Source organism: Arthrobacter sp. ISL-69, from assembly GCF_018613775.1.
Lineage (GTDB): Bacteria > Actinomycetota > Actinomycetes > Actinomycetales > Micrococcaceae > Arthrobacter.
This window is the reverse complement of record NZ_JAGGPO010000026.1, coordinates 27,368-52,475: the sequence shown is the minus strand read 5'-3', so window position 1 is coordinate 52,475 and position 25,108 is coordinate 27,368. Positions and strand designations below refer to the sequence as shown.

The following is a 25,108-nucleotide window of genomic DNA, read 5'->3' as shown; positions in this document are numbered from 1 at the left end:
GCGCGATCTTTACCGCCCGGGAGCCGGCGGATACCCGGGCTGAGCAGGGCCGAGGATCCGCTGTGCCTCGTGTTGGGACTCCAGTTCCCCGGGGCTAAGGGTGCGCCCGCGCATGAAACCGGCGCCGGCCAGGAGCTGGCGCAGTTCGGAGAGGGACCGCGGCGTCGTCGCACCGATGTGGGCCATGGCGTGGCAGTTCGCACAGAGCGGCACCAGATCCGTGACCGGATCCAGCCGGTAGTTGCTGTCGAGCTGCGAAGCCGGCACCGTGTGGTGCACGTCGATGAAGTCCCTGCCGGTTTCACCGTAGGCGATTTCGAAGGAAAAACCGCAGGCAGCACAGATGGTTCCGTAGTGGGCGATGCAGGCACGCCGCGCCTCCGGGTTCCGTTCGTAGCGGTTCATTCCAACTGTGCTGACCGCCCAGGCGGGGTAGGTGCCGGGCACCGGCAACGCGGATTCCGGGATTGGCGCCGGGCCTTCCACCTGCCATAAGTCACGGATGCGGGCCTCCGCGGACGGCGCTATGGCCTGGCCGCTGCGGACAACGTTCCACTGCACCTCCGGAACGTTGTCCCCCAGAACCTCGGGCGCCACCTGGTCGCCGAGGGGAAGGAGTGAATCGAAGGCGACGATCAGCTGCGTGGATGCCGTACCGGCCGCCGCGGCGGGCGCCCCTGCGCAGGGCTGTACAGGGATCACCGTGCCGTGTCCGAGCAGGCCCCTCCCGTGCTTGCCCCGCAACAGCAGCCAGGCATCCCCGCCGGCGGGGATGCCTGCCGGGCGGGCAACATCCCACCGGCCGTGGAACTGCCCGGTTTCGCGAACCTGTTCGACGACGGACGTGTAGTTCCAGTCGTTCCAGCGGTCCGGGTTCCACACCAGGAAGATGGCTGTCATGCGCCCATTCTTTCAGTGCTTCAGTCCGTCGGACACGCCGGTCCGTGCGGTGGGGAAATTCATTCGCTGACGGTTTGGAGCCAGTTCAGTGCTTCGTCCTCGTCGGTGAAGTATGCGCTCGGACAGGCGGGCAGCGGGAGCCCCAGCAAACCGTGGGCGATGACGCGGTCCACGGGAGTGCTGCCAAGGATGGCGAAGGCGCTGACTGTCACGGCCGAGCTGTAGACGCCGATCGCTTCCCTGCTGACGGAGCCCACGCCGGTGATTTCCAGCAACACGCCACCGCGGGAGCCCCCGGTCAGGGCCAGCAGCTGTTCCCGGGTGCGGACCCCGTCCTCCTCCGTGATCCGGGCGCTGGGCCGCAAGGTAATGCGCGATATTCCTTGGCGTACGCGGACCACACAGACGTTGGCCTCCGTAATGCTTGTCACTGGCTCCCCCAAGGGGCAGTACTCGGCGCAGCCGGACGGCTGCAATCTTTCCCCGGCGTTTCCGGGCCGGGAAACCTGCCCCGGCGTCAATCTAACGGGACGGACCACCGTTGTCCATCAACCACGCAGCACGAGCTGCCCCTCAGTTGTGGGGGAGGACATGGTGCTCCAGGAGATGCTCGGCAATGGCCATTGCGGATGTTGCCGCCGGGGAGGGTGCGTTCCGCAGGAGCGTCACCGGCCCCATCTTCTCGATTGCGAAGTCATCGAGGAGGCTACCGTCCAGGGACCATGCCTGGGCCCGGACGCCGGCGGCAGTCTTCGCCGTGAGGTCGTCCATCTGCAGCTCAGGGATGAACCTGCGGGCCTGCCGGAAATACAGGGGCTTGACCAGCGATGCGGCGATCTCTTTCGCGCCCATCCGCCAATGTTTCCTGGCCAGGGCGCCGGCACCCGGCCACAGGATCGACGCGGCAGTGTCCTTGAGAGACACGTTGCCCCAGCTGTAGCCTTCCCGGGCCAGGGCAGGAACCGCATTCGGTCCTACGTGGATAGTGTCGTACACGCCGCGGGTGAAGTGCACTCCCAGGAAAGGGAAACGCGGATCCGGCACCGGGTAAATCATGCCTTTGACGAAATGTTGCTTCGCCGCGGCCAAGCCCCAGTATTCGCCGCGGAAAGGAAGGATCTTGGGAGCCGCTGAAGCGCCCACAAGCCCGGCAACGACGTCGGACTGCAGGCCGGCGCAGACGATCAGGCGATCGAACACGAACTCCGCGTGGCTGGTGGTGACACGCACCGTACCGCGCTCGGTGGTGATGGCAACGGCTTCATGCCCGAACAGGATCTGCCCGCCCGCGGACCGGATATCCTCGGCCATGGCTTCTGTGATGGCCACAAAATCCACGACGGCGGTATGCGGCGAATGAAGCGCCGCCACCCCTGCGACGTGCGGCTCGACGTCGCGCATCGCGCCGGCATCGAGCCGGCGCAGCCCGGGCACGCCATTCGCGACGGAGCGGCTTTCAATGTTTGCCAGCGCAGGGAGTTCATCGTGCGTGAGGGCAACGACGAGCTTGCCCAGTTCCCGGTACGGCAGATTCCGCTCCCGGCAGTAGTCACGCGTGAGTACCCGGCCCCGTTGGCACAGACGGGCCTTCAGCGAGGCCGGCGCATAGTAAAGCCCCGCGTGCACCACCCCGGAATTGTGCCCCGTCTGGTGCATGGCAACACGCTGTTCCTTTTCCAGGACAGTGACGTCCGCCAGTCCGCGGGTGCTGAGGGCTCGCGCCATTGCGATTCCGACGATTCCGCCGCCAATGATGCCTATGCTCTCAGCCATCGCCCTGGCGCCCCTGCCTGCTTGCCGATGATTCGCGGGCCATCAAATCCATGCGGCCCGCCGCAGCGGCGGTTCGGTTCCGCCGGAGCGTTGCACGAGCACCTGGTTGACGCCCGTGAGTCCGTCCTCGAAGCCCAGTGCGCTGGCGGCCATGTAGATCCGCCAGACGCGGGCCCGTCCGGGGCTGCTGGCGCTGACTGCCTCATCCCAGTGCTGCTCCAGGTTGCGCACCCAGGCGCGGAGCGTCAGCGCATAGTGCCGCCGCAGCGCTTCGACGTCGAGCACTTCGAACCCACCGGACTCAAGCGCCCCGACCATGTCGGCGAGGCTGAGCATTTCGCCGTCCGGGAAGACGTAGCGCGGAATGAAGGAGTCGGGGTCTTCTTTGGTCGGTCCCGCGTTCCAGGAAATTGCGTGGTTGAGTAGCCTGCCGCCGGGACGCAGCAGGCCGTGCAGCTGAGAGACGTAGCGTGAAATCTGCTCGCGGCCTACGTGCTCGGACATGCCGATGGAGCTGATCGCATCGAACGGCCCGTCGTCCACGTCGCGGTAGTCCTGGACCCGGATGTCGACGCGATCGGTCAGACCGGCTTCGGCCACGCGTTTGCGGGCCAGTCCGGCCTGCTCGTTTGAGAGGGTGACCCCGACGACGTCGACGCCGTAGCGCTGGGCGGCGTGCAGGGCGAAGCTGCCCCAGCCGCAGCCGACGTCCAGTACCCGCATGCCGGGCTGTAGCCCCAGCTTGCGGCAGACCAGGTCGATTTTGGCCTTCTGGGCGGCCTCCAGGCTGCCTGGTCCGGCGTTCCCGTCAGCGTGGTGGTTCCAGACAGCGCAGGAGTAGACCATCGATGGACCAAGGACCATGGCGTAGAAGTCGTTGCCGACGTCGTAGTGATGCGAGATCGCCGCGGCATCCCGGGTCTTGGAATGGCGGCCGCCGAGCCGGTGCACCTTTGATTCCTCCGGCGGGGGAGCAGGATTCGGACCGATTGCGCCGACCCGGACCGCGGTCTTGAGCAGAGTCCATGCTTCCTGCGCGGTGAGCGGCGGGAACGGCCCGGGCTCGGCGAACTTTCCCGCCGAGCTGAGCGCGGCGAAGCTGGCGAATACATCGCCGGGGGCATCGATTTCCCCGGATACATAAGCCCGGCTGATGCCCAGCTGCCCGGGCGACCAGAGCATGCGCCGCAGTGCGCGCCGGGAGCGGAACTCGAGAACCGGGGCGCCTTCCGGACCTGCTTCCGAGCCGTCCCAGGCGCGAAGCCGGAGCGGGATCCCTTTGGTGCCCAAAACGATGGCAAGCGCTTCCGCCAGCCTTGGTGCCACACCCGTAGTCTTCGTCATGTGCACTGCCTTTCGTCCAACTGATCCTGCTGCCTGCCAGATCCTCATCTCATTGCTGCGGGAGCGCTCTGCCCGTGCCCACGCACCTGTAGTTGTTCAATCTATGGTGCAACCCCCGCCCGTGTCTTGGGCCGAACGACACCCCGGACCTGCCGTCCCAAAAAAACGTGTCGACCGCCGGGGAAATTGGGAGGAGGATTAAGGAGCATTCACTATGAGGAGGTCAGTGATGTGCTATCCGTATAACAAGGATTACCGGAGGGACATTCGGAAAGAGGAGTCGCGGGAACCTGAAAAGCAGCCGGAACCCCGAGTGGAAGCAAAGGACTTCAAGTTCTGGGCCTTCCCCCGCCGGGAACGGAAGTTCACGGGTTCGGAACCGGTTGTGGACCGCACACCCGAGAAGGTCTAAGGGACTCCGATAACGAATCATGGCAAAGGCCCCGCAGTGCGGGGCCTTTGCCATGAGTATCTGGCTTGCGTTAGAGATCTTCCTTGGACAGCGCCTTGGTCTCGGCCGGGGTAGGGCGGCCCAAACGTTCGTCGAGGGCCACACGGAGCTTGGCTGCCGCAACCTGGACTCTGTGCTCTGAGGGGGTCAACTGCCTGCCGCGGGAAGTGGAGACGTGACGGGGCGTCCGGGACTTTTTCTGTTCCGGTGTGCTGGTGCTCATGGCTTTCCCTCCTCCGTACCGTCGGTGCTCGTGGTTCCATTGTCGCCGATTGGTTCCCCGGAGTCCACGGCTTCGACGCCCTCGTCCCAGGTACCCTCGTCGCCGTTGGCCTCGGTCACCGATTGCCACGCAATGTCCAGCAGTTCCAGTTCCTCTTCGCGGGCAAGGTCGCTCCGCGCCAGGACTGCCAGGGATGCCAGCCCAAGGGCCTTGGCGTCCCCGTCGGCGTCCAGGGCTTTGTCGAGGGCCCACTGTGTGCGCTTCCACCATTCGGCGCGGTCATCAGCCCGGGTTCGTTGCTTCAGCGCCTGGGCGTCCGCCACTGCTTTCTGTCGCAGGGTCCGCCACCCGATGAATGCAGCGAGGACAGCGCCGGCCAGAACCGCAAGCGGCCCCAGCGCAGCCACGATCTGCCACCATTCGGCAGCGGCAGCAACAGCAAGTTCAAAAGGGCCAGGGGACAACGTCACAGACCAAGACTAGGCGTTGCCTGCTTGCAGGTACGGCATTTAGGGAACCGCAGCAGCGAGTCTCCTGACCCGGCGCGCCCTTGACCGGTACCGTTATTTCGGGGGTGCATGGAAATGGAAAGCGGCGTAACGGACCGGCTGTGGGACAAGGACGTGCAGGAGTTCATCATTGCCTGCCGGCACGAGCAGCTGAGCGACATCACCTTGGGCTATACGGTGCTGGGCGGCGGGCAGCTGCTCCTGACGGCCTCGGCCTTCTACCTGTCAAAAAGAGGACGCCGTGTGCCCGTGGGTTACCGGTGGACGGAGTCAAAGTCCGGCGCGGCAGCCGAAATCTTCGTAGGCAGGGCAAAGGCGTCCGCCGGGCAGGAACTGGATGGACTCTTCGGGCTGGCACTGAGGGCTGGGCTGTGGGGCGAGCGCCGGCACGTCGCTTTTGCGCTCATGGCGGTGGCTGACGTCCAGTCAAAAGCCGGCGGCGTCCGCGGCCGCCTGCAATTTGAGTACCTCAAGGCGCATTATGGCGCTGAACCGGTTTCCGCAGAGCCGCTGCCGTCCGGGCGGGATGACGCTGCCGGTTCTCCGGGACGGAGGTCAAGGATTGCCCAAGCGCAGGAGCTGACCCTGCAGACACTCAATGACCTCGCCTACCTTTACGGTGCCCGCGCCGGGAAGGAAACGCTCTAGGCTCATTTCGAGGCGTGCGGATTGTGGCGGCCCGTGCGCCGGCGGGCACAACTGTGACCGGCGCCATCGTTTGGCCTGCGAGGCCCGGACCCGCGAAGAGGATAGCCTGAGCGGGACCGCCGTATCAATGAAGGACAAGACGATCTCACGCCGCCGTTCCAAAGCACTGACCCTCCTGACCGCCGCTCTGCTGCTTGGAGGCCTGGCAGGCTGTGACGCCGCAGCCTCCGCGGGTACGGCGATCGGGAAGGCCACCGGCGGCGCAGCGCCGTCCACGCCCGCGGAAGCTCCGGCAGCGAACCCGGATGAAGTGGCCGCCGCAATTGCCCGGCTCGCCAGTATTCCGGTGAAGGGCCGTGCGCCGAAGACCGGCTACAGCCGCGATCAGTTCGGCGCCGCCTGGGCGGACGTGGACCACAACGGCTGCGACACACGGAACGACATTCTGGCCCGAGACCTGACAGGGGAGACCTTCAAACCCGGCACCCACGACTGCGTGGTGGCTGCCGGTACGCTGGCTGACAAATACACCGGTAAAACAATCAACTTCGTCCGCGGCGCGGACACAAGCTCGGCGGTCCAGATAGACCACATCGTTCCGTTGTCACTGGCGTGGCAGACCGGCGCCCAGCTGATCAGCGAAGACAATCGGAAGCAATTCGCCAACGATCCTCTGAACCTCATGGCCGCCGACGGTCCTTCCAATATGGCCAAGTCCGACAAGGACGCCGCCACTTGGCTGCCACCGAACAAGGCCTTCCGGTGCGAGTACGCTGCCCGGATGACGGCGGTGAAGGCCAAGTACAAGCTGTGGGTCACCCGGCCGGAACACGACGCGATCGAGAGCATCCTGGCCTCCTGCACATAGGCTCCGGCGCGTGTTCGGCCAGTCCCAATGACGAGTTCGCCACGTTCATCGGTGGGACAGCGTCCGCGCGATGGAGGGAACCGCCAAGCGGTTCTCCATCGACGAGAGCGCAACCTGCCGTAAATCGAAGTAAATTTTGTCCATCGAAACGCTAAACAGCCCCCGACGGCCCGTACGATGGGTTCGTCTCGTCACTCTGAATCCATGGGGGAATACCTTGAGCTATCAGCAATACCCGCAACAGCAGACGCCGCAGCAGACCTGGCAGGGCGGCGAACCGCCTCTCTGGGCGCCGTATTACGGTGCACCGTTCCCGGCAGCGGTCAAACGGTTCTTCAAGAAGTACGCCACGTTCTCCGGGCGGGCCAGCCGGAGCGAATACTGGTTGTGGACCCTCGTCTCCGTTGCTGTGAGCATCATCCTGAACATCATCATCGGAGTCGGGTCCGCCGCGACCACTTCGGCATCCGCCCTCACGAGCCAGGCAGCTCCCGGTCCTGGTGCCATTGTCGGTTACATCCTGCTCGCCATCTGGGGGCTGGCCACTATCGTTCCGTCGCTTGCCCTCGTTGTGCGCCGCCTGCACGACGGCAACTTCAGCGGCTGGCTGGTGCTCATCGTCCTGGTTCCGTTCCTCGGCGCCCTGGCACTGCTGGTGTTCATGATCCTGGGCTCAAACCCGGCCGGCCAGCGGTTCGACCAGCCAGCCAGCGCCTAGGACGCAAAACCCCGGCCAGCATCTGGCTGAATCACCAACGCAGAAGGGCCCGTTCCTGAACGGGCCCTTCTGGCGTGCCGGCTACCGGGGCCTTCCTCGACGTCGGCCCGGGTAACCGACCGGAGAGTCACCGAGCGGCTGTGTTCCCGGAGGCTGCGAGGTCGATGCCGCGGGTCTCCGGGAGGCCGAAGGTGGCGAATAGGCTCACCAGGCTCACGCCGGCCAGAAGCAGGCCGATGGCCGGACTCCCCAGGCTGGCGCCGAGCGATGCCGCCACCAGCGGCGTGACGCCGCCGCCGACGAGCGCTCCGAGGTTGTAGGCCATTCCGGCACCTGTGTAGCGGTAGCGGGTGGCGAAGAGCTCCGGCAGGAAGGCGCCCACCGGACCGTAGATTCCGGCGACGATCAGCAGCGTGCCGGAGAGCCCGATGGCAAACGACCAGGAGGTGCCGATGTCGAGGATTGGGAAGAGCAGGAGCGACCAGGGGATCGCCACGACGCACGAGCCGACGATCACGGCTCGGCGGCCGATCCGGTCGGAGAGCATTGCGCTGCCAAGAGTTCCGGCAGCGAAGAACATCGCGCCGACGATTCCCAGCGAGAGGATGGTGGACCGGCTGTGGCCAAGGCCCTCGGCACTTGTGCCATAGCTGCTGAGAAAGGCTGTGCCGATGTAGAAGAAGGCTAAGAGCATCATGGTGGAGGCGCCGCCCAGGAGGATCTGGCGTGGCTGGTTTCGCACCGACTCCCACACCGGCAGCTTGCGCGGCCCCGTCGGGACGGCGCTCTCGTCGCTGGCCTGCTTGAAGACGGGAGTCTCTTCGATCTTGAGGCGGATGTAGAGACCGATCATAACGAGCACGGCACTTCCGACGAACGGAATGCGCCACCCGTACGTGAGGAATGCCTCCGACTTGTCGCCGAGTGACAGATTGATGATGAGGAAGGTTGCACTCGCGAGGGCGAAGCCAATCGACGGGCCCAGCTGGGGGAAGGCTGCGAATAGGCCCCGGTGTTTGGGCGGGGCGTACTCTGCGGCCATCAAGGCCGCGCCGGCCCATTCGCCGCCGACAGCGAATCCCTGAAGAAAGCGTAGGACAACGAGGATGATCGGCGCGGCGATCCCGATTACGCTGGCGTCGGGCAGCAGTCCGATGGTGACGGTCGCGATGCCCATGATGAGCAGTGTGCTGACCAGCGTCTTCTTGCGCCCCAGCCTGTCACCAAAGTGGCCGAACAGGACAGCTGGCCGAGGGCGGACCAGGCCACCCCCAGGCGGGTCGCAACAAGGACTTCGGACGTGTCCTTGAAAGTGCGGGCACCGGGAAGAAGATTGGCTTTTGGAATGCGGACGTTATTGAGCTTGATTCGGGCCTGGTGTATTGCGCGCAGCGAGGCCTTTCCGGTGGCAAGGGATTCGAGCAACCTGAGAGCTTTGGGGTGCTGCGTCACGAGGCGCGTGAGCGCCGTGAGGTCAGGGGTTTGGTATGCGGAAGAATCGGCTGCTTCCGCTAAGACAAGAAGACCGCCCAGATCGTCTGCGAGCTGCCGGGGCTGGCCGTCGGACGTTAGGCGCAGGGCGAGCAGGGCAGATGCCCACGAGCGGTGGAGCACGCCTGGTTCCATGGCCAGGCCAACCCCTGTGCGCGATCCGGCCCCCGCCGGAAGCTGTGCGTCACCGAGCTGTGGAGTTGCGGGGAACCGGGGGACGAATGCCCGCACCGGGCCAACAACCGTGTAAATCAGGGTGCTCGGGGTGGTGCGCAGTTCGGCGGATGCGGGAACGACCACCACCCTATAGGCCGTATCACGGTCGAGGCGAAGCATGGCTGCGGCGTCCATCCGCCTGTCGAGAGGTGCCATAGCATCGATGAGCACCTCTATGGCCCTGCGGGAGCGGCCAATGGGCTGGTGCGGTCAAAGGAGATTCCAAGGGCGATCGCCACCCGCTCCAGGATCATTTCGTCGTTGGCGAAAGCCGTGCCGGACCGCTCAATCCAGACCCGCCCGCCAGCCCCGAAATCGTGTCCGGGCCAACCGCCGGGTCCCTTGCCACTGTCCGAACCAGATCCATCGGAAGCGCCGGGGCCTGTTCTTGTACCGGAGGCATCAACGCGTAAGGATTTGCCGTCCACCGTATATCCGGCCGTACAGCCGCTCAGCGCTGCAGCGCCACTCAGCAGAACCTGGGCACTAGCGTGACCGTCGACGAGCGCATCAAAGTACGCGATCACCTTGAGGCTTTCGGACGCCTCAGGGTCATGCGCTTTGAGGCGCCAACCAATCCCTGCATATCTGCCGCTCGTTGAGTTAGCTCGTCATCCGAATTTTACTCCGCCCAGAAACTGGTACTCCGACACCGCCTCCGTCAGGCGCCAAGGATGCGGCGAACCCATTTCGTTCGTACGTCGCGGGCATGGATCGACAGGGCGGCCTGCGGCACGATCATGTCGAAGCCGTGGAATCCGCCCGCCCATACATGCAGTTCGGCAACGCCTCCTACGGCCCAGATTCCCGAGGCGTAGGCAGCCACTTCATCGCGGAACACTTCTGCCGTTGCCACATCGATGAAGGCGGGCGGCAGGCCGGAGAGGTCGGTTGCCCTGGCCGGCGCCGCATAAACGGACACTTCCGGCGTCTTGCGCCCGGTCGCCGAGCAGGGCATCCCAACCGGTGTCGTTGCTGGTACGGTCCCACAACCCGAAGCCATCAATCGGTAGCTGGAGACCGTTTCGTTGCGGTCGTCGAGCATGGGGCAGATCAGAACCCACCGCCATGCGTGTGATAGATCCCGGGTCCGCCGGGGGACATGATCGGTCCTGGTGAAGATGGAAACAATGAGGTCCGGAGCGCCGTCAGGGCCAGGGATTGTCCGCTCCTGGTGGGACACGGCGTGGCCCGCCAGCTGCTCTTCAATGGATGCCGTGAGGGGCCCACCCCGCATCCCGGCAATCATGTCGGGAGTCAGCGTGGGATTGAGAAGATCACCCAACGCAGCGAGTGTTGAGCCCAGCTCAACATCAAACGGTGGGGCTTTGTGGACTGGCGTCATGGTGTCTCCTGGGTGGCTGCCGGTCACCGCGTTGTGACCTGAATTCAGCCTAGGCATTTCGTCCTGCGATTCTAACCGCCAGCAACTCGCAAAGGACTCGTGTCTAACCGCTAAGTGGCGGTCCTCCACCGCGGTAGCCCGCATACGGGGCCGGCCCGGCTCGTCTCCGGACGGTAACGCCCGCACCTGCGAATTTGGAACCTGCCGTCGTATGCGTGAAGACAGAAAAAAACCCCTGGAATCCGTGGATTCCAGGGGTTTTCCCTTGTGCGCGGAGGGGGACTTGAACCCCCACCCCCTTTCGAGGACTAGCACCTCAAGCTAGCGCGTCTGCCATTCCGCCACCCGCGCAGGTGGTAATTCGGGGATCCGTTCCGCCTTTCAGCGTTTTGGATTTCTCCGAAGCAGCGAGAAAGACTCTAGCACGACTTTTCCGGAAACAAATAATCGGGGGTTGCAGGGGGCTTGTGGGTAGGCTGAAACCAGCAATCAAGCCGCCCCCACGAGGAGTGAAACATGACTGAAGTACGTCCCGAGGATGAAGTTGTCAGGATCTGCCAGGAACTGATCCGGATCGACACTTCGAACTACGGTGACGGAACAGGACCGGGGGAACGTGCGGCTGCGGAATACACGGCCGGGCTCATCACCGAAGTGGGCCTTGAGGCAGAGATTTTCGAATCAGCGCCGGGCCGTGCCAACGTCGTTACCCGAATTGCGGGGGAGGACTCCTCGGCCAGCGCCCTGGTGGTGCACGGGCACCTGGACGTTGTGCCCGCACTCCGGGACCAGTGGTCAGTTGACCCCTTCGGCGCAGAGCTCAAGGACGGCCTCATCTGGGGCCGCGGAGCCGTAGACATGAAGGACATGGACGCCATGATCCTCTCCGTCATGCGGAACTTTGCCCGGACGGGACGTAAACCCAAGCGCGACCTGATTTTCGCATTCTTCGCCGACGAAGAGGCGGGTGGGACCTACGGCGCCCGTTACGCCGTCGAAAACCGGCGGGAGCTCTTCGACGGAGCCACCGAAGCGATCTCCGAGGTGGGCGGCTTCTCGGCCACCATCGGCGGCCAGCGCACCTATCTCCTGCAGACCGCAGAAAAGGGACTCTCCTGGCTGCGGCTGGTGGCCCATGGCCGCGCAGGCCACGGATCGCAGATCAACACTGACAATGCCGTCACACGCCTCGCCAGCGCGGTCTCCCGCATCGGCGAATACCAGTGGCCGGTGGAGCTGACACCCACCACCCGGCAGTTCCTGGACGGCGTGACGGAACTCACGGGCGTCGAATTCGATCCGGACGATCCGGACAAGCTCCTCAAGGAACTGGGGACCGTGGCGCGGTTCGTTGGCGCCACGCTGCAGAACACCACCAACCCGACTCTCCTCAAAGGCGGGTACAAGCACAACGTCATCCCCGAATCCGCCGAGGCCCTGGTCGATTGCCGGACGCTGCCGGGCCAGGAGCAGCAGGTCCTGGAAATCGTCAGGGAACTCGCGGGCAACGGCGTCGATGTTTCCTACGTCCATAACGACGTCTCACTCGAGGTCCCGTTTGCCGGAAACCTGGTGGACTCCATGATCGATGCCCTGCATTCCGAGGATCCCGGCGCCAAGGTACTTCCGTACACCCTGTCCGGCGGCACGGACAACAAGTCCCTCAGCCGGCTCGGCATTACCGGCTACGGCTTCGCCCCGCTCCAGCTCCCGGATGAACTGGATTTCACCGGGATGTTCCACGGCGTGGATGAGCGCGTACCGGTAGATTCCCTCAGGTTCGGGGCAAGGGTGCTGGACAGGCTGCTGACCAACTACTGAGCCCCCCGTCGCCGAAGCCCATGAAAGCCAAACCATGACGCCGGACCAGATCCTCACCGAGCCCCTGCTGGAGCGGATCCGCGGCCGTGCGGCCCGCTATGACCAGGAGAACAGCTTCTTCACCGAGGATCTGGAGGAACTTGCCGCGGCGGGCTACCTCAAGATCTTTGTGCCGGCGTCCGACGGCGGACTGGGGCTGGGCCTTGCAGCGGCAGCTCAGCTGCAAAGGAGGCTGGCGACGGCGGCCCCGGCCACCGCGCTGGCGATCAACATGCACCTAGTGTGGACCGGCGTCGCGCAGGTCCTGGCCGCGCGCGGTGATTCCTCGCTCGACTTCGTCCTCCGGGAGGCGGCGCAGGGGGAAATTTTCGCGTTCGGAAACTCGGAAGCCGGCAACGACTCCGTGCTTTTCGATTCACGGACCGTTGCCACGCCGCACGCTGACGGCAGTTACGGCTTCACGGGACGGAAGATCTTCACCAGCCTGTCTCCTGCCTGGACCAGGCTCGGGATTTTCGGCAAGGACAGCTCCGCCCGGCACGGCGAAGGCGAACTGATTCACGGTTTCATCACCAGGGACGCTGCCGGCTATGAAATCCTCAACGATTGGGACACCCTGGGCATGCGGGCCAGCCAGTCGAACACCACCGTGCTGGACGGCGCCGTCGTGCCAGCCGACCGCATCTTCCGAAAGCTCCCGGTAGGGCCGAACGCCGATCCGCTGATTTTCGCGATCTTTGCCTGCTTCGAGACATTGCTGGCCGCTGTCTACACCGGTATCGGCGAACGGGCGCTGGATTTGGGAGTGGAGGCGGCCAAACGGCGTACATCCTTCAAGAATGAGGGGCGCAGCTACGCCCAGGACCCCGATATCCGGTGGAAGGTGGCGGAGGCCGCCATGGCGATGGACGCCCTGTACCCGCAGCTTGCCGAGCTGTCGCGTGACATTGACGGGCTGGTGGACCACGGCAGCCAGTGGTTTCCCAGGCTCGTGGGCCTCAAGGTCCGGGCCACGGAAACGGCGCGGACAGTGGTCGACCTGGCAATCCGGGTATCTGGGGGATCAAGCTATTTCCGGGGAACCGAACTGGAACGCCTCTACCGCGACGTGCTCGCCGGGATGTTCCACCCCTCCGATGACGAGTCAGCGCACAACACCGTGGCCAACGCCTGGCTGGGGCCGCCGGAGACGCCGTAGCAGCTGCTGGGCAGTGAAAAGGCTGCACTTTCCCCGGGGCTTCGCTAAACGGTCCGCCGGGGGCCGCTAAACAGTCCGCTGGACTTGGATGACTTTGCGGCGAAGCCAAAAGCGCCTGCCACCGCCCACGTAGAGACGGCTGCGCTGCAGCTCCCACTTGCCGTATTCGGAATGTTCAACAAGGCGGCGGCGGGCCTCCGGCAGCGAATCCTCAGGGCCGACCGTCAGTACCAGGTACTCGTACTGCCTCGCGTAGTCCCGCTCCCGCTGGACTGAACTGCTCAGAAAATGTTCTTTCATTGCTCTCCATTTTCGTCCATTTCCGACTAACGTGAAGTCATGAGCATCGATCCGCGTGTCGCGCTTCAGTCCCTGACCACAGCCTTGGAAGAACACCTGATCGCTGCCTCCGCACGGCGGGGCGAGGGAGACCCAACGGTCGAAGCGGCGTTCTTTGCCGTAGCTGATGCCTTCGAAGTCTATGATGATTCACTCTACGAGGCCTATGGGGAGGTTACTCCGCTGGAGGTCATCGACGACGTGGATGACGACGACGATGAAGAGGACGCCGAAGAAGACGAAGACCTGGAAATCGTCCAGGACTGACCAGGATCCCGGCGCCTGCCGGAGCGCCTACTCCACCGCAGAAACGTCTTCCAGTGCCCGCGCGATTTCCGCCGGCACCGGCGTCAGCTGCGAATCCAAAATCTCCTTGAGCTGCACGGGGGACCTGGCGCCCACAATCGCCGTGGCCACACCGTGCTGAGACAGCAGCCAGCTCAGGGCAACATCGATCGATGACCGGCCGAGGCCGCGCGCGGCCATCGCCACCGCCTCCACGATCCGGGACGCAGGCCGCTCCAGGTAGGGCTCCACATAGCTGGCAAGCCTCTTCTGCGCCGCCCTCGAATCCGCCGGAATGTGCCCGCGGTACTTGCCGGTCAGCACACCGCGGCCCAACGGCGCCCAGGCAAACAGGCCAAGCCCGGCGTCTTCGACCGCCGGGATGACTTCGGCTTCCGGCCTGCGCTGCAGTAGCGAGTACTCCGACTGGCTGGCGACCAGGGGGAAGCCCGCTATCGCCGCGGCCTTGGCGGTCTGCCAGCCTGTGAAGTTCGACACACCCGCATACCGGGCGCGGCCTGTGCGCACTGCAAACTCAAGGGCGGACAGCGTCTCCTCCAGTGGGACATTGGCATCCCATGCCTGCGCGAACCAGATATCGACATAGTCCGTGCCGAGCCGGGCAAGGCTGGCGTCCAGGCCGGACAACATGCCGTTCCGCGAGGTATCGACGCTCCGCCGGCCGTCCGACGTCGAGATCCCAGCTTTCGTGGAAATCACCACTTCGGAGCGGGAGACGACGTCGCCCAGCATGGCTCCCAGGAGGGCCTCCGCCTGGCCGTCAGCATAGGAGGCGGCGGTATCGATCAGGGTTCCGCCTGCGTCGACGAACGTGCGCAGCAGTTCCGATGCGTCCTGCTCATCGGTCTCCCGTGCCCACGACATGGTGCCTAGGGAGAGTGAGGACACGCGCAACCCACTGTTGCCGACATAACGCTGCTGCATAGCTGTTAGCTTACGGGGATTCACCCTGCTTCATGACGTAGGGTCTATAAACGTGAACTGGTTTGAAGCGGCCCTGCTGGGTCTTGTACAAGGGCTGACCGAATTCCTCCCGATTTCCTCAAGCGCCCACCTGCGCATCGTCGGTTCGTTCCTGCCGAATGCGGCGGATCCGGGGGCGGCGTTCACCGCCATCACCCAGCTCGGAACCGAGACGGCAGTCATCGTCTACTTTTGGCGGGACATTGTGCGAATCATCAAGGCATGGTCCGGTTCAATGTCGCGTCGCGTGCCGTCGAACGACCCCGACGCCCGCATGGGCTGGCTGGTGATCCTGGGCAGCCTTCCCATCATCGTTCTCGGCCTGATTTTCCAGGACCAGATCGAGTCCGTGCTGCGCAGCCTGTGGATCGTGGCCACCATGCTGATCGTCTTCGGCCTGATCCTCGCCGTGGCGGATACTGTGGGCCGCCAGGAACGGGAACTTACCAATCTCACCTACAAGCACGGCATCCTGTACGGCCTGGCGCAGGCCATGGCCCTCATTCCCGGCGTGTCGCGGTCCGGGGGAACGATCACGGCCGGCCTGCTGATGGGTTACACCCGGGAAGCCGCAGCCCGGTATTCCTTCCTGCTGGCCATTCCTGCAGTATTCGGCAGCGGGCTCTACCAGCTGTACAAAGTGGTCTCCAAGGACGGCATCACCGGTCCATACGGCCTGCCGGAAACGGCCCTGGCCACGGTAATCGCCTTCGTGGTGGGCTACGTCATCATCGGATGGTTCCTGAAGTTCGTCTCCACGCGCAGCTACCGGCTCTTCGTCTGGTACCGCATTTTCCTCGGCATGGCGTTGTATTTGCTGCTCGGTTTCAATGTCATCAGCGCCTAGCACTAGGCTTGGCCTGTGAAATCCTGGATCTCCCGCCCTGTTCCTCAGCTCCCGGGCCGCATGCCCGCCGTTCGAATTTTCGACACCGTCGAGGGGGCCTACAGCACCCTTGACGCCGCGGATGAACAATCACTGTACGTCTGCGGAATCACCCCGTACGACGCCACTCATATGGGCCACGCCGCGAGCTATGTAGCGTTTGACCTTTTGAACCGTGCGTGGCGTGACGGCGGCCAGCGCGTTGCCTACGTGCAGAACGTCACCGACATCGATGACCCCCTCCTCGAGCGGGCCACGGCCACAGGCGTGGACTGGCGCGAGCTCGCGGCAAGCCAAATCGGGCTCTTCCAAACCGACATGGCAGCACTCAATGTCCTGGCGCCCGACCACTATGTCGGGGCGGTCGAATCCATCCCGGAAATTGTTCCCGCAATCGAGCGGCTCCTGCAGCTCGGCCTGGCCTACCGTGTCGCCGGAACTGCCGGTGAGCCCGACGGCGACGTCTACTACGACGTCGAAGCCGCCAGCAAGCAATCAACCGACGCCGGGGCGTGGACCCTGGGCTCGGTGTCCGGGCTTTCCGAAACCGAAATGCTGGAACTCTTTGCGGAACGCGGCGGCGACCCGGGCCGCGGCGGCAAGCGCCAGGCGCTGGACCCGCTTCTTTGGCGTGTTGCCCGCCATGGTGAACCCAGGTGGCCCGGCGGGGAACTGGGGGAGGGGCGGCCCGGCTGGCACATTGAGTGCACGGTGATCGCGCAGAAGTACCTGCCGGCACCGTTTACCGTCCAGGGTGGCGGTTCCGACCTGGTTTTCCCGCATCATGAGATGGGTGCCGGTCACGCGTATTCACTGTCCGGCGTTCCATTGGCCCGGCACTTTGCCCACGCCGGGATGGTGGGGCTCGACGGCGAAAAAATGAGCAAGTCCAAGGGAAATCTGGTGCTCGTGTCCAAACTGCGGGCCGACGGCGAGGACCCTGCAGCCATCCGCCTGGCTATCCTCGCCCACCACTACCGCAGTGACTGGTCCTGGACGGAGGCTGACTTCGCCGAGGCCAAAGCCAGGCTCGAAGACTGGCGCAGCGCGCTTGCCATGGCCCCGGAAGGCTCGGCAGCCGCCCTTGTCGCCGAAATGCGGACCGAACTGGCGGACGACCTCAATGCCCCCGGCGCCCTCGCGGCCGTGGACCGGTGGGCCGCCGAGGCACGGAAGCAGGCGGTTGCCGCGTCGGCCATGGACGAGGCGCTGGTCAGTGACGCCGTGAACTCCCTGCTCGGCGTCGAACTCTAGCCTTTTTCGGAAAAGCTCCGGAGTCAGGCGATCTTCGCCGGACTCCGGAGCTGTTTTACGGCCTGCGCCTTACTGCTTATCCTTGCCGCGGCGCTTGAGGTAGCGCTCGAACTCGCGGGCAATGGACTCGCCGCTTGCTTCGGGAAGATCAGCGGTGTCCTTCGCTTCTTCCAGCTGCCGGACATAGGCGGCAATCTCAGGGTCCTCGGTGGCGAGCTCATCCACTCCCCGCTCCCAGGCATCCGCTTCTTCCGCCAGTTCGTGTGTGTCCAGCGGGACCTGGAGCAGCTCCTCAATCTTGTGCAAGAGGGCGAGCTGGGCCTTCGGCGAGGGGGCCTGGGCCACGTAGTGGGGGACCGCCGCCCAGAGCGACACGGTGGGCAGGCCTGCCAGTAGCGCCACTTCAGACAGCACGCCGACAATTCCCACCGGCCCCTCGTACTGTGACGCCTCCAGGTTCATCCGTTCCCGCAGGGCGCTGTCGTCCGTCGATGTGCTCACCGGAATGGGCCGGCTATGAGGCACGTCCGCCAGCAGCGCACCCACGAGGATGACGTAGTCAACGTGCAGGGCCTCGGCGTGGACCAGCAACTCAGCAGTGTAGGCCCGCCACTTGTAGGACGGCTCCGTGCCCTGGACGAAGATCACATCGACATTCGCCTCCGGGGCACTGGCCTTGTAAATGCGCGTGGACGGCCATTTGATTTTGCGTTCCCCGGACGACGTCCGGCGGATGGTGGGCCTGGTGAACTGGAAGTCGTAGTATTCGTCGGCGTCAATCGAGGCCACTTTCTTGCCGCCCCAAAGTTTGTTCAGGTACCGGAGAGCATCGCTCGCTGCTTCGCCGGCATCGTTCCACCCTTCAAAAGCGGCGAGCATCACTGTGATGCGCTGGCCTTCGGGCACGGGCTGCAGCAGCCGCTCCGGCTCGGGCGTGGCACCCGGTTCGCTGGTGTCTCCCTCGAAGCTATTCATTTCTTCACCCTACGTCCAAGACCCCGCCGGTTGCATGAAATGAAGCGCCACTAATCTTGGCCGAGCCGCAGCGATTCCGCTTCCACACGGCGGCGACGCCGCGACAACTCCGCAGCATCCTGCAGGATATTCGCCAAGGGCGTACTGCAGGCCTGCGCCCGATTGCTGCACCGTAGACTTGGATCCATGCAATCCTCAGCCTCCCAGCCACTTCTCAAAGCCGCTTTATGGGACATGGATGGCACCATCGTCGATACCGAACCGTATTGGATCGAAGCCGAGCACGCGCTCGTTGCTGCCCACGGCGGCCAATGGTCCCACGCCCAGGCCATGCAGCTGGTGGGGCAGTCCCTGGTGTTCTCGGCCGGCATTCTCCAGCAGGCCGGCGTGAAGCTGGAGACACGGGAAATCATCGACACACTCACGGCCCAGGTCATCAGCAAGGTCCGCACCTCCGTTCCGTGGCGGCCCGGTGCGCGCGAATTGCTGGACCAGCTCCACGAGGCAGGCGTCCGGTGCGCCCTGGTGACAATGTCCGAGGCGCCGCTGGCGCGCGAAATTGTGGCGAGCCTGCCCAAGCCCTACTTCGAGTTCCTGGTCACCGGGGACACCGTCACCAACGGCAAGCCCCATCCCGAGGCATACCTCAAGGCGGTCGCCCTGCTGCAGCAGGAGGACCCGGACCTCAGCATCCACGAATGCGTTGCCCTTGAGGACTCGGCGCCGGGCGTCGCAGCCGCCATGGCGTCCGGAGTGGTGACCGTGGCTATCCCGCACATCGTCCCGTTGCCCGACGATCCGGCCCGGGCCACGTGGCATTCCCTCGATGGACGGACGGTGGCGGACCTGCAGGAACTGTTGGTCCGGCGCAACGAATTCCCGGCGGGGGACTTCGGGCTGGAAGAAGCAGCGGTTCGGAGTTACAGCCTTGACTGAGCCAGCAAGCGGTAGGGACCAGAAGGCCGCCAACGGCCGCCGGGAAGGCATCTCGCTGGGCCGCATCGCCGGCATCCGGGTTGTCCTGGCGTATTCGTGGTTCATCATTGCAGCGTTCACTGTAATCGTGTACGGACCCGTACTGGAGGGCCAGTACCCGGACATGGGCGTTGCCGCCTACTACGTGGCCTTCGCCTACGCGTTGCTGCTGCTCATCTCAGTGCTGGTTCACGAGCTCGCCCACGCCCTGACGGCCAAGATTTTCCACTGGCCCACGGAGAAGATCGTTTTGAACCTGTGGGGCGGGCACACCCAGTTCGAGGGGTTCACCGCCACGCCGGGCCGCTCCGTCCTGGTTGCCCTGGCCGGTCCGGCCGCAAACTTCCTCCTGGCCGGTGCGGGCTGGTTGCTCATCCTGGCAACGGACCCTTCCGGCGTGGCGGGGATCCTGTCCAACATTTTTGTCTGGGCGAACCTGCTGATCGGTATCTTCAACGTCCTTCCGGGCCTTCCCCTGGACGGCGGCCGCCTCGTGGAATCCGCCGTCTGGAAGGCCACCGGCAGCCAGGAAAAGGGCACGGTGGCAGCAGGCTGGGCCGGCCGGGTCATCGTCATCGCCTTGGCCGCCTGGTTCGTCCTGCTTCCGCTGTTGCGGGGTGACCGCCCCGACGTTTCGCTCATGCTCATCACGGTGCTGGTTGGCAGCTTCCTCTGGATGGGGGCTTCCGCCTCCATCCAGCACGGGCGCCTCCGCAGCCGGCTGCACCTCGTCAACGCCGCGGCACTGGCTGAACCCGCCGTCGGGATACCGGAATCCTCCACGGTGGCCGATGTCCGCCGGCTTGCTGCGGACGGTGCAACGGCCATCATTCTGTGCGGAGCGGACGGCCGGCCCGCAGGAATTGTGGACGAGGCCGCCGTCGCTTCCGTTCCGGCCGGGGCCGCGGCAGCAACGCCGGCCACTGCGGTTTCGCACGCCCTCAGCGCCGGAGCCTACGTGCCGGAATGGTCCCAGGGCCAAGAGCTCGTGCAGTACCTGGCCCAGCTCGAAGGCCGCGAGTACGCAGTGGTAGATCACCACGGGAGAGTGATTGGGCTACTCCGGCAGTCGGCCGTGGTGACGGCCATTACGGGCAAGGAAATGCGCCGCAGCGGGCGCGCGAAGGTCCGGAACCGGTAGAGTTACCTGCCGGTCGTGAAATATCGGCGCCCGGGCCGGCGACTGGTGCCCGGCCGTCTTGATGCACGGCCACACAGGTTTACAAAAGCGAGGAATAATCCATGAGCAGCGAAACTGCCGCCAACAACATCACGCCTGGCGACACCGCAGACATCGCCGGCACCACCGGCACACTGCCGGTCGGCGCCGCCCGTCGTCGAGGTCCGTTCCGGGAAGGCGAGCGGGTACAGCTGACTGACGAGCGCGGCCGGATGAACACGATCACCCTGGAGGTCGGCGGGGCGTTCCACACCCACCGCGGTTTCCTGAACCATGACGAAATCATCGGCAAGGTGGACGGGTCCGTTGTCATCAACAACGTGGGCCAGCAGTACCAGACCCTCCGTCCGCTGCTCTCGGACTTCGTCCTGTCCATGCCCCGCGGCGCGGCTGTGGTTTACCCCAAGGACGCCGGCCAGATCGTCACCATGGCGGACATTTTCCCCGGCGCCCGCGTGGTGGAGGCCGGCGTGGGTTCGGGTGCATTGTCGATCTCGCTGCTGCGTGCAGTCGGAGACAACGGCTACCTGCACTCCTTTGAACGGCGCGAGGAATTCGCGGACATCGCCCGCGGCAACGTGGAAACCATTTTCGGCGGTCCGCACCCTGCGTGGAAGATCTCCCTCGGCGACTTCCAGGAGGAAGTGGTCCGCAGCGAGGCTCCCGGTTCCGTGGACCGCGTGGTCCTGGACATGCTCGCACCGTGGGAATGCCTGGACTCCGTAGCCACCGTGCTTGCCCCCGGCGGCGTGTGGATCAACTACGTGGCCACCGTGACCCAGCTGTCCCGGACGGCGGAGGCCATCCGGGCCGACGGCCGCTTTACCGAGCCCGATGCCTGGGAATCCATGGTCCGCGGCTGGCACCTGGAAGGACTGGCCGTGCGTCCGGACCACCGCATGGTCGCCCACACGGGCTTCCTGCTGGTCACGCGCAGGCTCGCGGACGGGGTCACCGGCATCTCCGTGAAGCGCCGTCCCTCCAAGACTGACTTCAACGAAGAGGACGTCAACGCCTGGACGCCCGGCGCCGTGGGTGAGCGCCTCGTCTCCGACAAGAAACTCCGCCGCGCCGCACGCGATGCCATCGCCGGAACCAACGTGAAGGATGATCCGGAGGTCACGAACTAGTCCGTATTTCGGATGTCTCCAGCAGTACCCGGCTTCTTGGGGCTAAGGTCTTAATAGAAGCGCAGGAAGGGGCTGATGCATGATGGAGACTCCGAACAACGACTCCTCACGGACACCGGACGAAACCACGGGGGCAGTGGAACCTGAGAACGCCCGCTATGTGGCCAACGAACTCTCAGTTGCGGACCGGCAGGTGAACATCCTCCGGGACAAACTGCGGCACATCGACCGCCAGCTTGCCGCCGCGACGCAGAACAACTCAAAGCTGGTAGGCATGCTGGAAACCGCGAAAGCGGAAATCCTGCGGCTCAAGAACGCCCTGGACCAGGAGGGCCAGCCACCCTACAGCTTTGGCACCATTCTGCAGCTGAACCCCAAACGGCAGCCCACCGCCGGTAACAGCGGGCAGGCGGCCACGGAGGAATCCGTGGACATCTTCAACGCCGGCAGGAAGATGCGAGTCGGGGTGAGCCCGCTGGTGAACATGAACCAGCTCGCCGTCGGCCAGGAAGTCCTTCTTAACGAAGCACTCCTGGTGGTGGCCGGCCTCGGCTATGAACGCGCCGGCGAACTGGTCACGCTCAAGGAAATGCTGGGCACGGACCGCGCCCTCGTGGTGGGACGCGCGGATGAGGAACGCGTCATCCGCCTTTCCGGGGCTTTGATGTCGGAAAAGCTTCGCGTCGGCGACGCCCTATCCATCGACTCCCGGACGGGCTACGCCTTGGAGAAGGTTCCGCGCTCCGAAGTGGAGAACCTTGTGCTTGAAGAGGTTCCGGACATCACTTACGAGGACATCGGCGGCCTGGGGCCGCAGATTGAACAGATCCGGGATGCCGTGGAGCTGCCGTTCCTGCACCCCGACCTTTATCGTGAACACGGCCTCAAGGCTCCCAAGGGCATCCTCCTGTACGGCCCTCCGGGATGCGGCAAGACGCTGATCGCCAAGGCTGTGGCGAATTCCCTGGCCGCCAGGGCTGCCGAGCGTACCGGGAACGTTGACCTGAAGAGCTACTTCCTCAACATCAAGGGCCCGGAACTCCTGGACAAGTACGTCGGCGAAACGGAACGGCACATCCGCCTGATCTTCTCCCGTGCACGGGAGAAGGCCTCGGACGGCAGCCCCGTGGTGGTGTTCTTCGACGAGATGGATTCGCTGTTCCGCACCCGCGGCACCGGCATCTCCTCCGACGTCGAAACAACGATCGTGCCCCAGCTCCTCAGCGAGATCGACGGCGTCGAACGCCTGGACAACGTCATTGTCATCGGTGCGTCGAACCGGGAGGACATGATTGACCCGGCCATCCTTCGCCCGGGCCGGCTGGACGTCAAGGTCAAGATCCAGCGGCCGGACGCAGAGGCCGCCGCCGATATTTTCTACAAGTACGTCACCACGGACCTGCCGTTCCACGAATCCGACCTCGCGGAGCATGGCGGCGACGTCCAAGCCACCGTCGATGCCATGATCCAGCGCACCGTCGAAGCAATGTACTCCACCGAAAAGTCCAACGAATACCTTGAGGTGACCTATGCCAACGGGGACACCGAGATGCTGTACTTCAAGGACTTCAACTCCGGTGCCGTCGTCCAGAACGTGGTGGACCGTGCCAAGAAGTACGCCATCAAGGACCTGCTGACCACGCAGCAGAAGGGTCTGCGCATAGACCATCTGCTGCGCGCCGTCGTCGACGAGTTCCGCGAACACGAGGATATGCCCAACACCACCAACCCGGATGACTGGGCCCGTATCTCCGGCAAGAAGGGCGAGCGCATCACCTACATCCGCACCATCGTCCAAGGCAAGGCAGGACAGGAACCCGGGAAATCCATCGAGACAATGCCCAACACGGGCCAGTACCTGTGACGCCGCGCAGCGAAGCGGTACCAGGAGGTCCGCTGCCGGTCGGCGGCGTTCTGCGGGTGATGGGATCGGAGACCGAATACGGCATCCACGCGCCGTCGGCCCCGGGTGCCAACGCGACCATGATGTCCGCCCGGGTCATCCAGGCGTACGCCCAGCTGACGCGGCTGCGTGCCGCCGGCGGAGCCGAAACGCGTTGGGATTACACGGATGAAGAACCGCTGCACGATGCCCGGGGCTGGACCCTGGAACGGAACCAGGCGGACCCCAGCCAGCTGACTGACCAGCCGCCGGTGCTTGACGCCGAAGCCGTGGCGCTGGCCTACGGACGCGAAGAGCTGGAGCAGGACGGCGAGGACGAATCAGGTTCACTCCTCATGAACATGGTCCTGGGTAACGGCGCACGCCTTTACGTGGACCATGCGCATCCGGAGTACTCAAGCCCGGAAGTCACCAATCCGCGCGACGCCGTCGCCTGGGACGCCGCGGGCGACGTCGTGGCGCTTTCGGCGGTCCGCCGCATGGCCGCGGATCCGCAGCTGCCGCCAGTGAACCTGTACAAGAACAACACGGACAATAAATCGGTGTCGTACGGCTCGCACGAGAACTACCTGATGCCCCGCGCGGTGCCCTTCGGCGACATAGTCCGGGGCCTGACCCCGTTTTTCATCACCCGCCAGATCATGTGCGGCGCCGGGCGGGTGGGCTTTGGACAGGACAGCTCCCGGCCCGGGTACCAGATCAGCCAGCGCGCGGATTTCTTCGAGGCGGAGGTGGGCCTGGAAACGACCATCCGGCGGCCGATCATCAATACGCGCGACGAGCCTCACGCCACGGCGGACAAATACCGCCGGCTGCACGTGATCATCGGGGACGCGAACCTCAGCCAGGCCGCCAATTACCTCAAGTTCGGGACAACGGCCATCGTGCTCAGCCTGATTGAGGCGGGCCTGGCTCCCCGAGTGGAGGTCTACGAGCCCGTGGCAGCCCTGCAGGCCGTCAGCCACGACACCTCGCTGACCGCCACGCTCCGGCTCCTCGACGGGCGCCGGGTCACGGCCCTGGACCTGCAGTGGATTTACCACGAAGCCGCCGCCAAGCTGGCCCAGGACACCGGGGTGGGCGACGCCGTGGACGGTGACGGACACACCCACGCACTCCTGGACCGCTGGGCGGCGACGCTGACGGACCTGGACAGTAACCGGACGGCTGCTGCATCCTCCGTGGAGTGGCTGGCCAAGCTCTCGCTGCTGGAAGGCTACCGGCAGCGGGACGGACTGGAGTGGAACGACGCCCGGCTGGGCCTCGTGGACCTCCAGTGGGCGGACGTGCGGCCGGAAAAGGGGCTGTACCACCGGATGCTTGCCCGCGGCCGGATGGACAGGATCGTCGACGACGAAGCAATCGCCCGGGCGATGACGGAACCGCCGTCCGACACGCGCGCCTTTTTCCGCGGCCACTGCGTCAGCAGGTTCAGCAAGGATGTGGTGGGCGCCAGCTGGGACTCGGTCATCTTCGACGTCCCCGGCCACGGAAGGCTGCAGCGGGTGCCTACCCGGGAGCCCTTGAGGGGAACCGAGGCACTCACAGGAGGCCTGTTTGCCAGGCACAAAGACGCCGGGTCCTTCCTGGCCGAACTGCTCGGACAAACTCCGCCTCCGCCACCGGCATAAAGCACCCCACCGCGGCTTAAGCCGTGGCAATATGGGCTTACAGGATGTCCCCTCTCATCGG

Annotated in this window: 25 protein-coding genes and 1 tRNA gene; 13 read left to right on the top strand and 13 right to left on the bottom strand. The window is 64.9% G+C overall.

Translation table 11 applies throughout. The features are described from left to right. Positions 1-9 precede the first annotated feature (9 nt). The 6 genes from J7I79_RS18675 to J7I79_RS18650 all read right to left on the bottom strand — a co-directional run bounded on the left by J7I79_RS18675 (position 10) and on the right by J7I79_RS18650 (position 5,161). Positions 10-900 (bottom strand): HNH endonuclease, encoded by an 891-nt coding sequence (locus J7I79_RS18675; protein ID WP_214955733.1) that lies wholly within the window; start codon positions 898-900, stop codon positions 10-12. A 59-nt stretch (positions 901-959) separates the two neighbouring features. Further along, positions 960-1,331 (bottom strand): STAS/SEC14 domain-containing protein, encoded by a 372-nt coding sequence (locus tag J7I79_RS18670; protein WP_214955731.1) that lies wholly within the window; start codon positions 1,329-1,331, stop codon positions 960-962. 142 nt (positions 1,332-1,473) lie between these two features. After that, a complete protein-coding gene (gene lhgO, locus J7I79_RS18665) occupies positions 1,474-2,673 on the bottom strand; it encodes an L-2-hydroxyglutarate oxidase (protein ID WP_214955729.1) in 1,200 nt (399 codons plus the stop codon). Positions 2,674-2,715: 42 nt separating this feature from the next. Then, positions 2,716-4,017: a cyclopropane-fatty-acyl-phospholipid synthase family protein gene (locus tag J7I79_RS18660; RefSeq protein WP_214955727.1), complete on the bottom strand. Its 1,302-nt coding sequence runs from the start codon at positions 4,015-4,017 to the stop codon at positions 2,716-2,718. 482 nt (positions 4,018-4,499) lie between these two features. Then, the gene (locus J7I79_RS18655; protein ID WP_209744677.1) at positions 4,500-4,691 is read right to left on the bottom strand and encodes a hypothetical protein; all 192 of its coding nucleotides are present in this window, start codon (positions 4,689-4,691) and stop codon (positions 4,500-4,502) included. After that, on the bottom strand, positions 4,688-5,161 hold the full coding sequence (locus J7I79_RS18650) for a hypothetical protein (protein WP_214955725.1): 474 nt from the start codon (positions 5,159-5,161) through the stop codon (positions 4,688-4,690). The genes J7I79_RS18655 and J7I79_RS18650 overlap by 4 nt, the downstream gene beginning before the upstream one ends. A gap of 108 nt (positions 5,162-5,269) precedes the next feature. Here J7I79_RS18650 and J7I79_RS18645 point away from each other — a divergent pair, with 108 nt between their 5' ends. The 3 genes from J7I79_RS18645 (at position 5,270) to J7I79_RS18635 (ending at position 7,434) form a co-directional block, all read left to right on the top strand. Further along, on the top strand, positions 5,270-5,848 hold the full coding sequence (locus J7I79_RS18645) for a hypothetical protein (protein WP_214955724.1): 579 nt from the start codon (positions 5,270-5,272) through the stop codon (positions 5,846-5,848). Between the two features lie 127 nt (positions 5,849-5,975). Continuing rightward, positions 5,976-6,716, top strand: a complete 741-nt coding sequence (locus J7I79_RS18640) for an HNH endonuclease family protein (RefSeq protein ID WP_214955722.1) — start codon at positions 5,976-5,978, stop codon at positions 6,714-6,716. 217 nt (positions 6,717-6,933) lie between these two features. Continuing rightward, positions 6,934-7,434, top strand: a complete 501-nt coding sequence (locus J7I79_RS18635) for a DUF805 domain-containing protein (RefSeq protein WP_214955720.1) — start codon at positions 6,934-6,936, stop codon at positions 7,432-7,434. Between the two features lie 127 nt (positions 7,435-7,561). On the opposite strand, the gene J7I79_RS18630 is transcribed toward J7I79_RS18635, so the two are convergent. The 4 genes from J7I79_RS18630 to J7I79_RS18615 all read right to left on the bottom strand — a co-directional run bounded on the left by J7I79_RS18630 (position 7,562) and on the right by J7I79_RS18615 (position 10,837). Further along, a complete protein-coding gene (locus J7I79_RS18630) occupies positions 7,562-8,620 on the bottom strand; it encodes an MFS transporter (protein WP_251043020.1) in 1,059 nt (352 codons plus the stop codon). After that, a complete protein-coding gene (locus J7I79_RS24985; protein ID WP_396020213.1) occupies positions 8,563-9,297 on the bottom strand; it encodes a hypothetical protein in 735 nt (244 codons plus the stop codon). Before J7I79_RS24985 ends, J7I79_RS18630 begins: the two co-directional genes overlap by 58 nt. Before the next feature lie 505 nt (positions 9,298-9,802). Next, positions 9,803-10,486: an alpha/beta hydrolase fold domain-containing protein gene (locus tag J7I79_RS18620; RefSeq protein WP_214955718.1), complete on the bottom strand. Its 684-nt coding sequence runs from the start codon at positions 10,484-10,486 to the stop codon at positions 9,803-9,805. 268 nt (positions 10,487-10,754) lie between these two features. Then, positions 10,755-10,837, bottom strand: a tRNA-Leu gene (locus J7I79_RS18615). Positions 10,838-11,002: 165 nt separating this feature from the next. On the opposite strand from J7I79_RS18615, the gene J7I79_RS18610 reads away from it, so the two are divergent. Then, positions 11,003-12,307 (top strand): M20/M25/M40 family metallo-hydrolase, encoded by a 1,305-nt coding sequence (locus tag J7I79_RS18610; protein ID WP_214955716.1) that lies wholly within the window; start codon positions 11,003-11,005, stop codon positions 12,305-12,307. Positions 12,308-12,341: 34 nt separating this feature from the next. Next, on the top strand, positions 12,342-13,505 hold the full coding sequence (locus J7I79_RS18605) for an acyl-CoA dehydrogenase family protein (protein WP_214955714.1): 1,164 nt from the start codon (positions 12,342-12,344) through the stop codon (positions 13,503-13,505). 66 nt (positions 13,506-13,571) lie between these two features. Here J7I79_RS18605 and J7I79_RS18600 read toward each other — a convergent pair whose 3' ends face one another. After that, positions 13,572-13,805: a DUF5703 family protein gene (locus J7I79_RS18600; protein ID WP_214955712.1), complete on the bottom strand. Its 234-nt coding sequence runs from the start codon at positions 13,803-13,805 to the stop codon at positions 13,572-13,574. A gap of 39 nt (positions 13,806-13,844) precedes the next feature. Here J7I79_RS18600 and J7I79_RS18595 point away from each other — a divergent pair, with 39 nt between their 5' ends. Further along, entirely contained in the window at positions 13,845-14,111 is a 267-nt protein-coding gene (locus J7I79_RS18595) for a hypothetical protein (protein WP_214955710.1), read from the top strand. Between the two features lie 27 nt (positions 14,112-14,138). Here J7I79_RS18595 and J7I79_RS18590 read toward each other — a convergent pair whose 3' ends face one another. Then, positions 14,139-15,074 (bottom strand): aldo/keto reductase, encoded by a 936-nt coding sequence (locus J7I79_RS18590; RefSeq protein WP_214955708.1) that lies wholly within the window; start codon positions 15,072-15,074, stop codon positions 14,139-14,141. A gap of 52 nt (positions 15,075-15,126) precedes the next feature. On the opposite strand from J7I79_RS18590, the gene J7I79_RS18585 reads away from it, so the two are divergent. Together J7I79_RS18585 and mshC are read left to right on the top strand one after the other, a co-directional pair. Further along, positions 15,127-15,960, top strand: coding sequence for an undecaprenyl-diphosphate phosphatase (locus J7I79_RS18585; protein ID WP_214955701.1), 834 nt, complete (start codon positions 15,127-15,129; stop codon positions 15,958-15,960). 15 nt (positions 15,961-15,975) lie between these two features. Then, complete coding sequence (gene mshC / locus J7I79_RS18580) at positions 15,976-17,253, top strand: cysteine--1-D-myo-inosityl 2-amino-2-deoxy-alpha-D-glucopyranoside ligase (RefSeq protein WP_214955699.1); 1,278 nt, start codon at positions 15,976-15,978, stop codon at positions 17,251-17,253. 69 nt (positions 17,254-17,322) lie between these two features. Here mshC and J7I79_RS18575 read toward each other — a convergent pair whose 3' ends face one another. Further along, positions 17,323-18,228: a PAC2 family protein gene (locus tag J7I79_RS18575; RefSeq protein ID WP_214955697.1), complete on the bottom strand. Its 906-nt coding sequence runs from the start codon at positions 18,226-18,228 to the stop codon at positions 17,323-17,325. 186 nt (positions 18,229-18,414) lie between these two features. On the opposite strand from J7I79_RS18575, the gene J7I79_RS18570 reads away from it, so the two are divergent. The 5 genes from J7I79_RS18570 to dop all read left to right on the top strand — a co-directional run bounded on the left by J7I79_RS18570 (position 18,415) and on the right by dop (position 25,047). Then, entirely contained in the window at positions 18,415-19,164 is a 750-nt protein-coding gene (locus J7I79_RS18570; RefSeq protein WP_214955695.1) for an HAD family phosphatase, read from the top strand. Continuing rightward, entirely contained in the window at positions 19,157-20,344 is a 1,188-nt protein-coding gene (locus J7I79_RS18565; protein ID WP_214955693.1) for a site-2 protease family protein, read from the top strand. The genes J7I79_RS18570 and J7I79_RS18565 overlap by 8 nt, the downstream gene beginning before the upstream one ends. 101 nt (positions 20,345-20,445) lie before the next feature. Then, on the top strand, positions 20,446-21,513 hold the full coding sequence (locus tag J7I79_RS18560; RefSeq protein WP_251043006.1) for a tRNA (adenine-N1)-methyltransferase: 1,068 nt from the start codon (positions 20,446-20,448) through the stop codon (positions 21,511-21,513). A gap of 82 nt (positions 21,514-21,595) precedes the next feature. After that, entirely contained in the window at positions 21,596-23,377 is a 1,782-nt protein-coding gene (gene arc / locus J7I79_RS18555) for a proteasome ATPase (RefSeq protein ID WP_104174349.1), read from the top strand. Continuing rightward, positions 23,374-25,047 (top strand): depupylase/deamidase Dop, encoded by a 1,674-nt coding sequence (gene dop, locus J7I79_RS18550; RefSeq protein WP_214955691.1) that lies wholly within the window; start codon positions 23,374-23,376, stop codon positions 25,045-25,047. The genes arc and dop overlap by 4 nt, the downstream gene beginning before the upstream one ends. The last annotated feature ends 61 nt before the right edge of the window (positions 25,048-25,108 follow it).

Coding starts and splice junctions, on each gene's coding strand:
- J7I79_RS18675 (WP_214955733.1), bottom strand. CDS start 900: ATGACAGCCATCTTCCTGGTGTGGAACCCGGACCGCTGGAACGACTGG.
- J7I79_RS18595 (WP_214955710.1), top strand. CDS start 13,845: ATGAGCATCGATCCGCGTGTCGCGCTTCAGTCCCTGACCACAGCCTTG.
- J7I79_RS18640 (WP_214955722.1), top strand. CDS start 5,976: ATGAAGGACAAGACGATCTCACGCCGCCGTTCCAAAGCACTGACCCTC.
- J7I79_RS18590 (WP_214955708.1), bottom strand. CDS start 15,074: ATGCAGCAGCGTTATGTCGGCAACAGTGGGTTGCGCGTGTCCTCACTC.
- J7I79_RS18660 (WP_214955727.1), bottom strand. CDS start 4,017: ATGACGAAGACTACGGGTGTGGCACCAAGGCTGGCGGAAGCGCTTGCC.
- J7I79_RS18610 (WP_214955716.1), top strand. CDS start 11,003: ATGACTGAAGTACGTCCCGAGGATGAAGTTGTCAGGATCTGCCAGGAA.
- J7I79_RS18620 (WP_214955718.1), bottom strand. CDS start 10,486: ATGACGCCAGTCCACAAAGCCCCACCGTTTGATGTTGAGCTGGGCTCA.
- J7I79_RS18655 (WP_209744677.1), bottom strand. CDS start 4,691: ATGAGCACCAGCACACCGGAACAGAAAAAGTCCCGGACGCCCCGTCAC.
- J7I79_RS24985 (WP_396020213.1), bottom strand. CDS start 9,297: ATGGCACCTCTCGACAGGCGGATGGACGCCGCAGCCATGCTTCGCCTC.
- arc (WP_104174349.1), top strand. CDS start 21,596: ATGGAGACTCCGAACAACGACTCCTCACGGACACCGGACGAAACCACG.
- J7I79_RS18560 (WP_251043006.1), top strand. CDS start 20,446: ATGAGCAGCGAAACTGCCGCCAACAACATCACGCCTGGCGACACCGCA.
- J7I79_RS18570 (WP_214955695.1), top strand. CDS start 18,415: ATGCAATCCTCAGCCTCCCAGCCACTTCTCAAAGCCGCTTTATGGGAC.
- J7I79_RS18600 (WP_214955712.1), bottom strand. CDS start 13,805: ATGAAAGAACATTTTCTGAGCAGTTCAGTCCAGCGGGAGCGGGACTAC.
- J7I79_RS18645 (WP_214955724.1), top strand. CDS start 5,270: ATGGAAATGGAAAGCGGCGTAACGGACCGGCTGTGGGACAAGGACGTG.
- J7I79_RS18575 (WP_214955697.1), bottom strand. CDS start 18,228: ATGAATAGCTTCGAGGGAGACACCAGCGAACCGGGTGCCACGCCCGAG.
- lhgO (WP_214955729.1), bottom strand. CDS start 2,673: ATGGCTGAGAGCATAGGCATCATTGGCGGCGGAATCGTCGGAATCGCA.
- J7I79_RS18605 (WP_214955714.1), top strand. CDS start 12,342: ATGACGCCGGACCAGATCCTCACCGAGCCCCTGCTGGAGCGGATCCGC.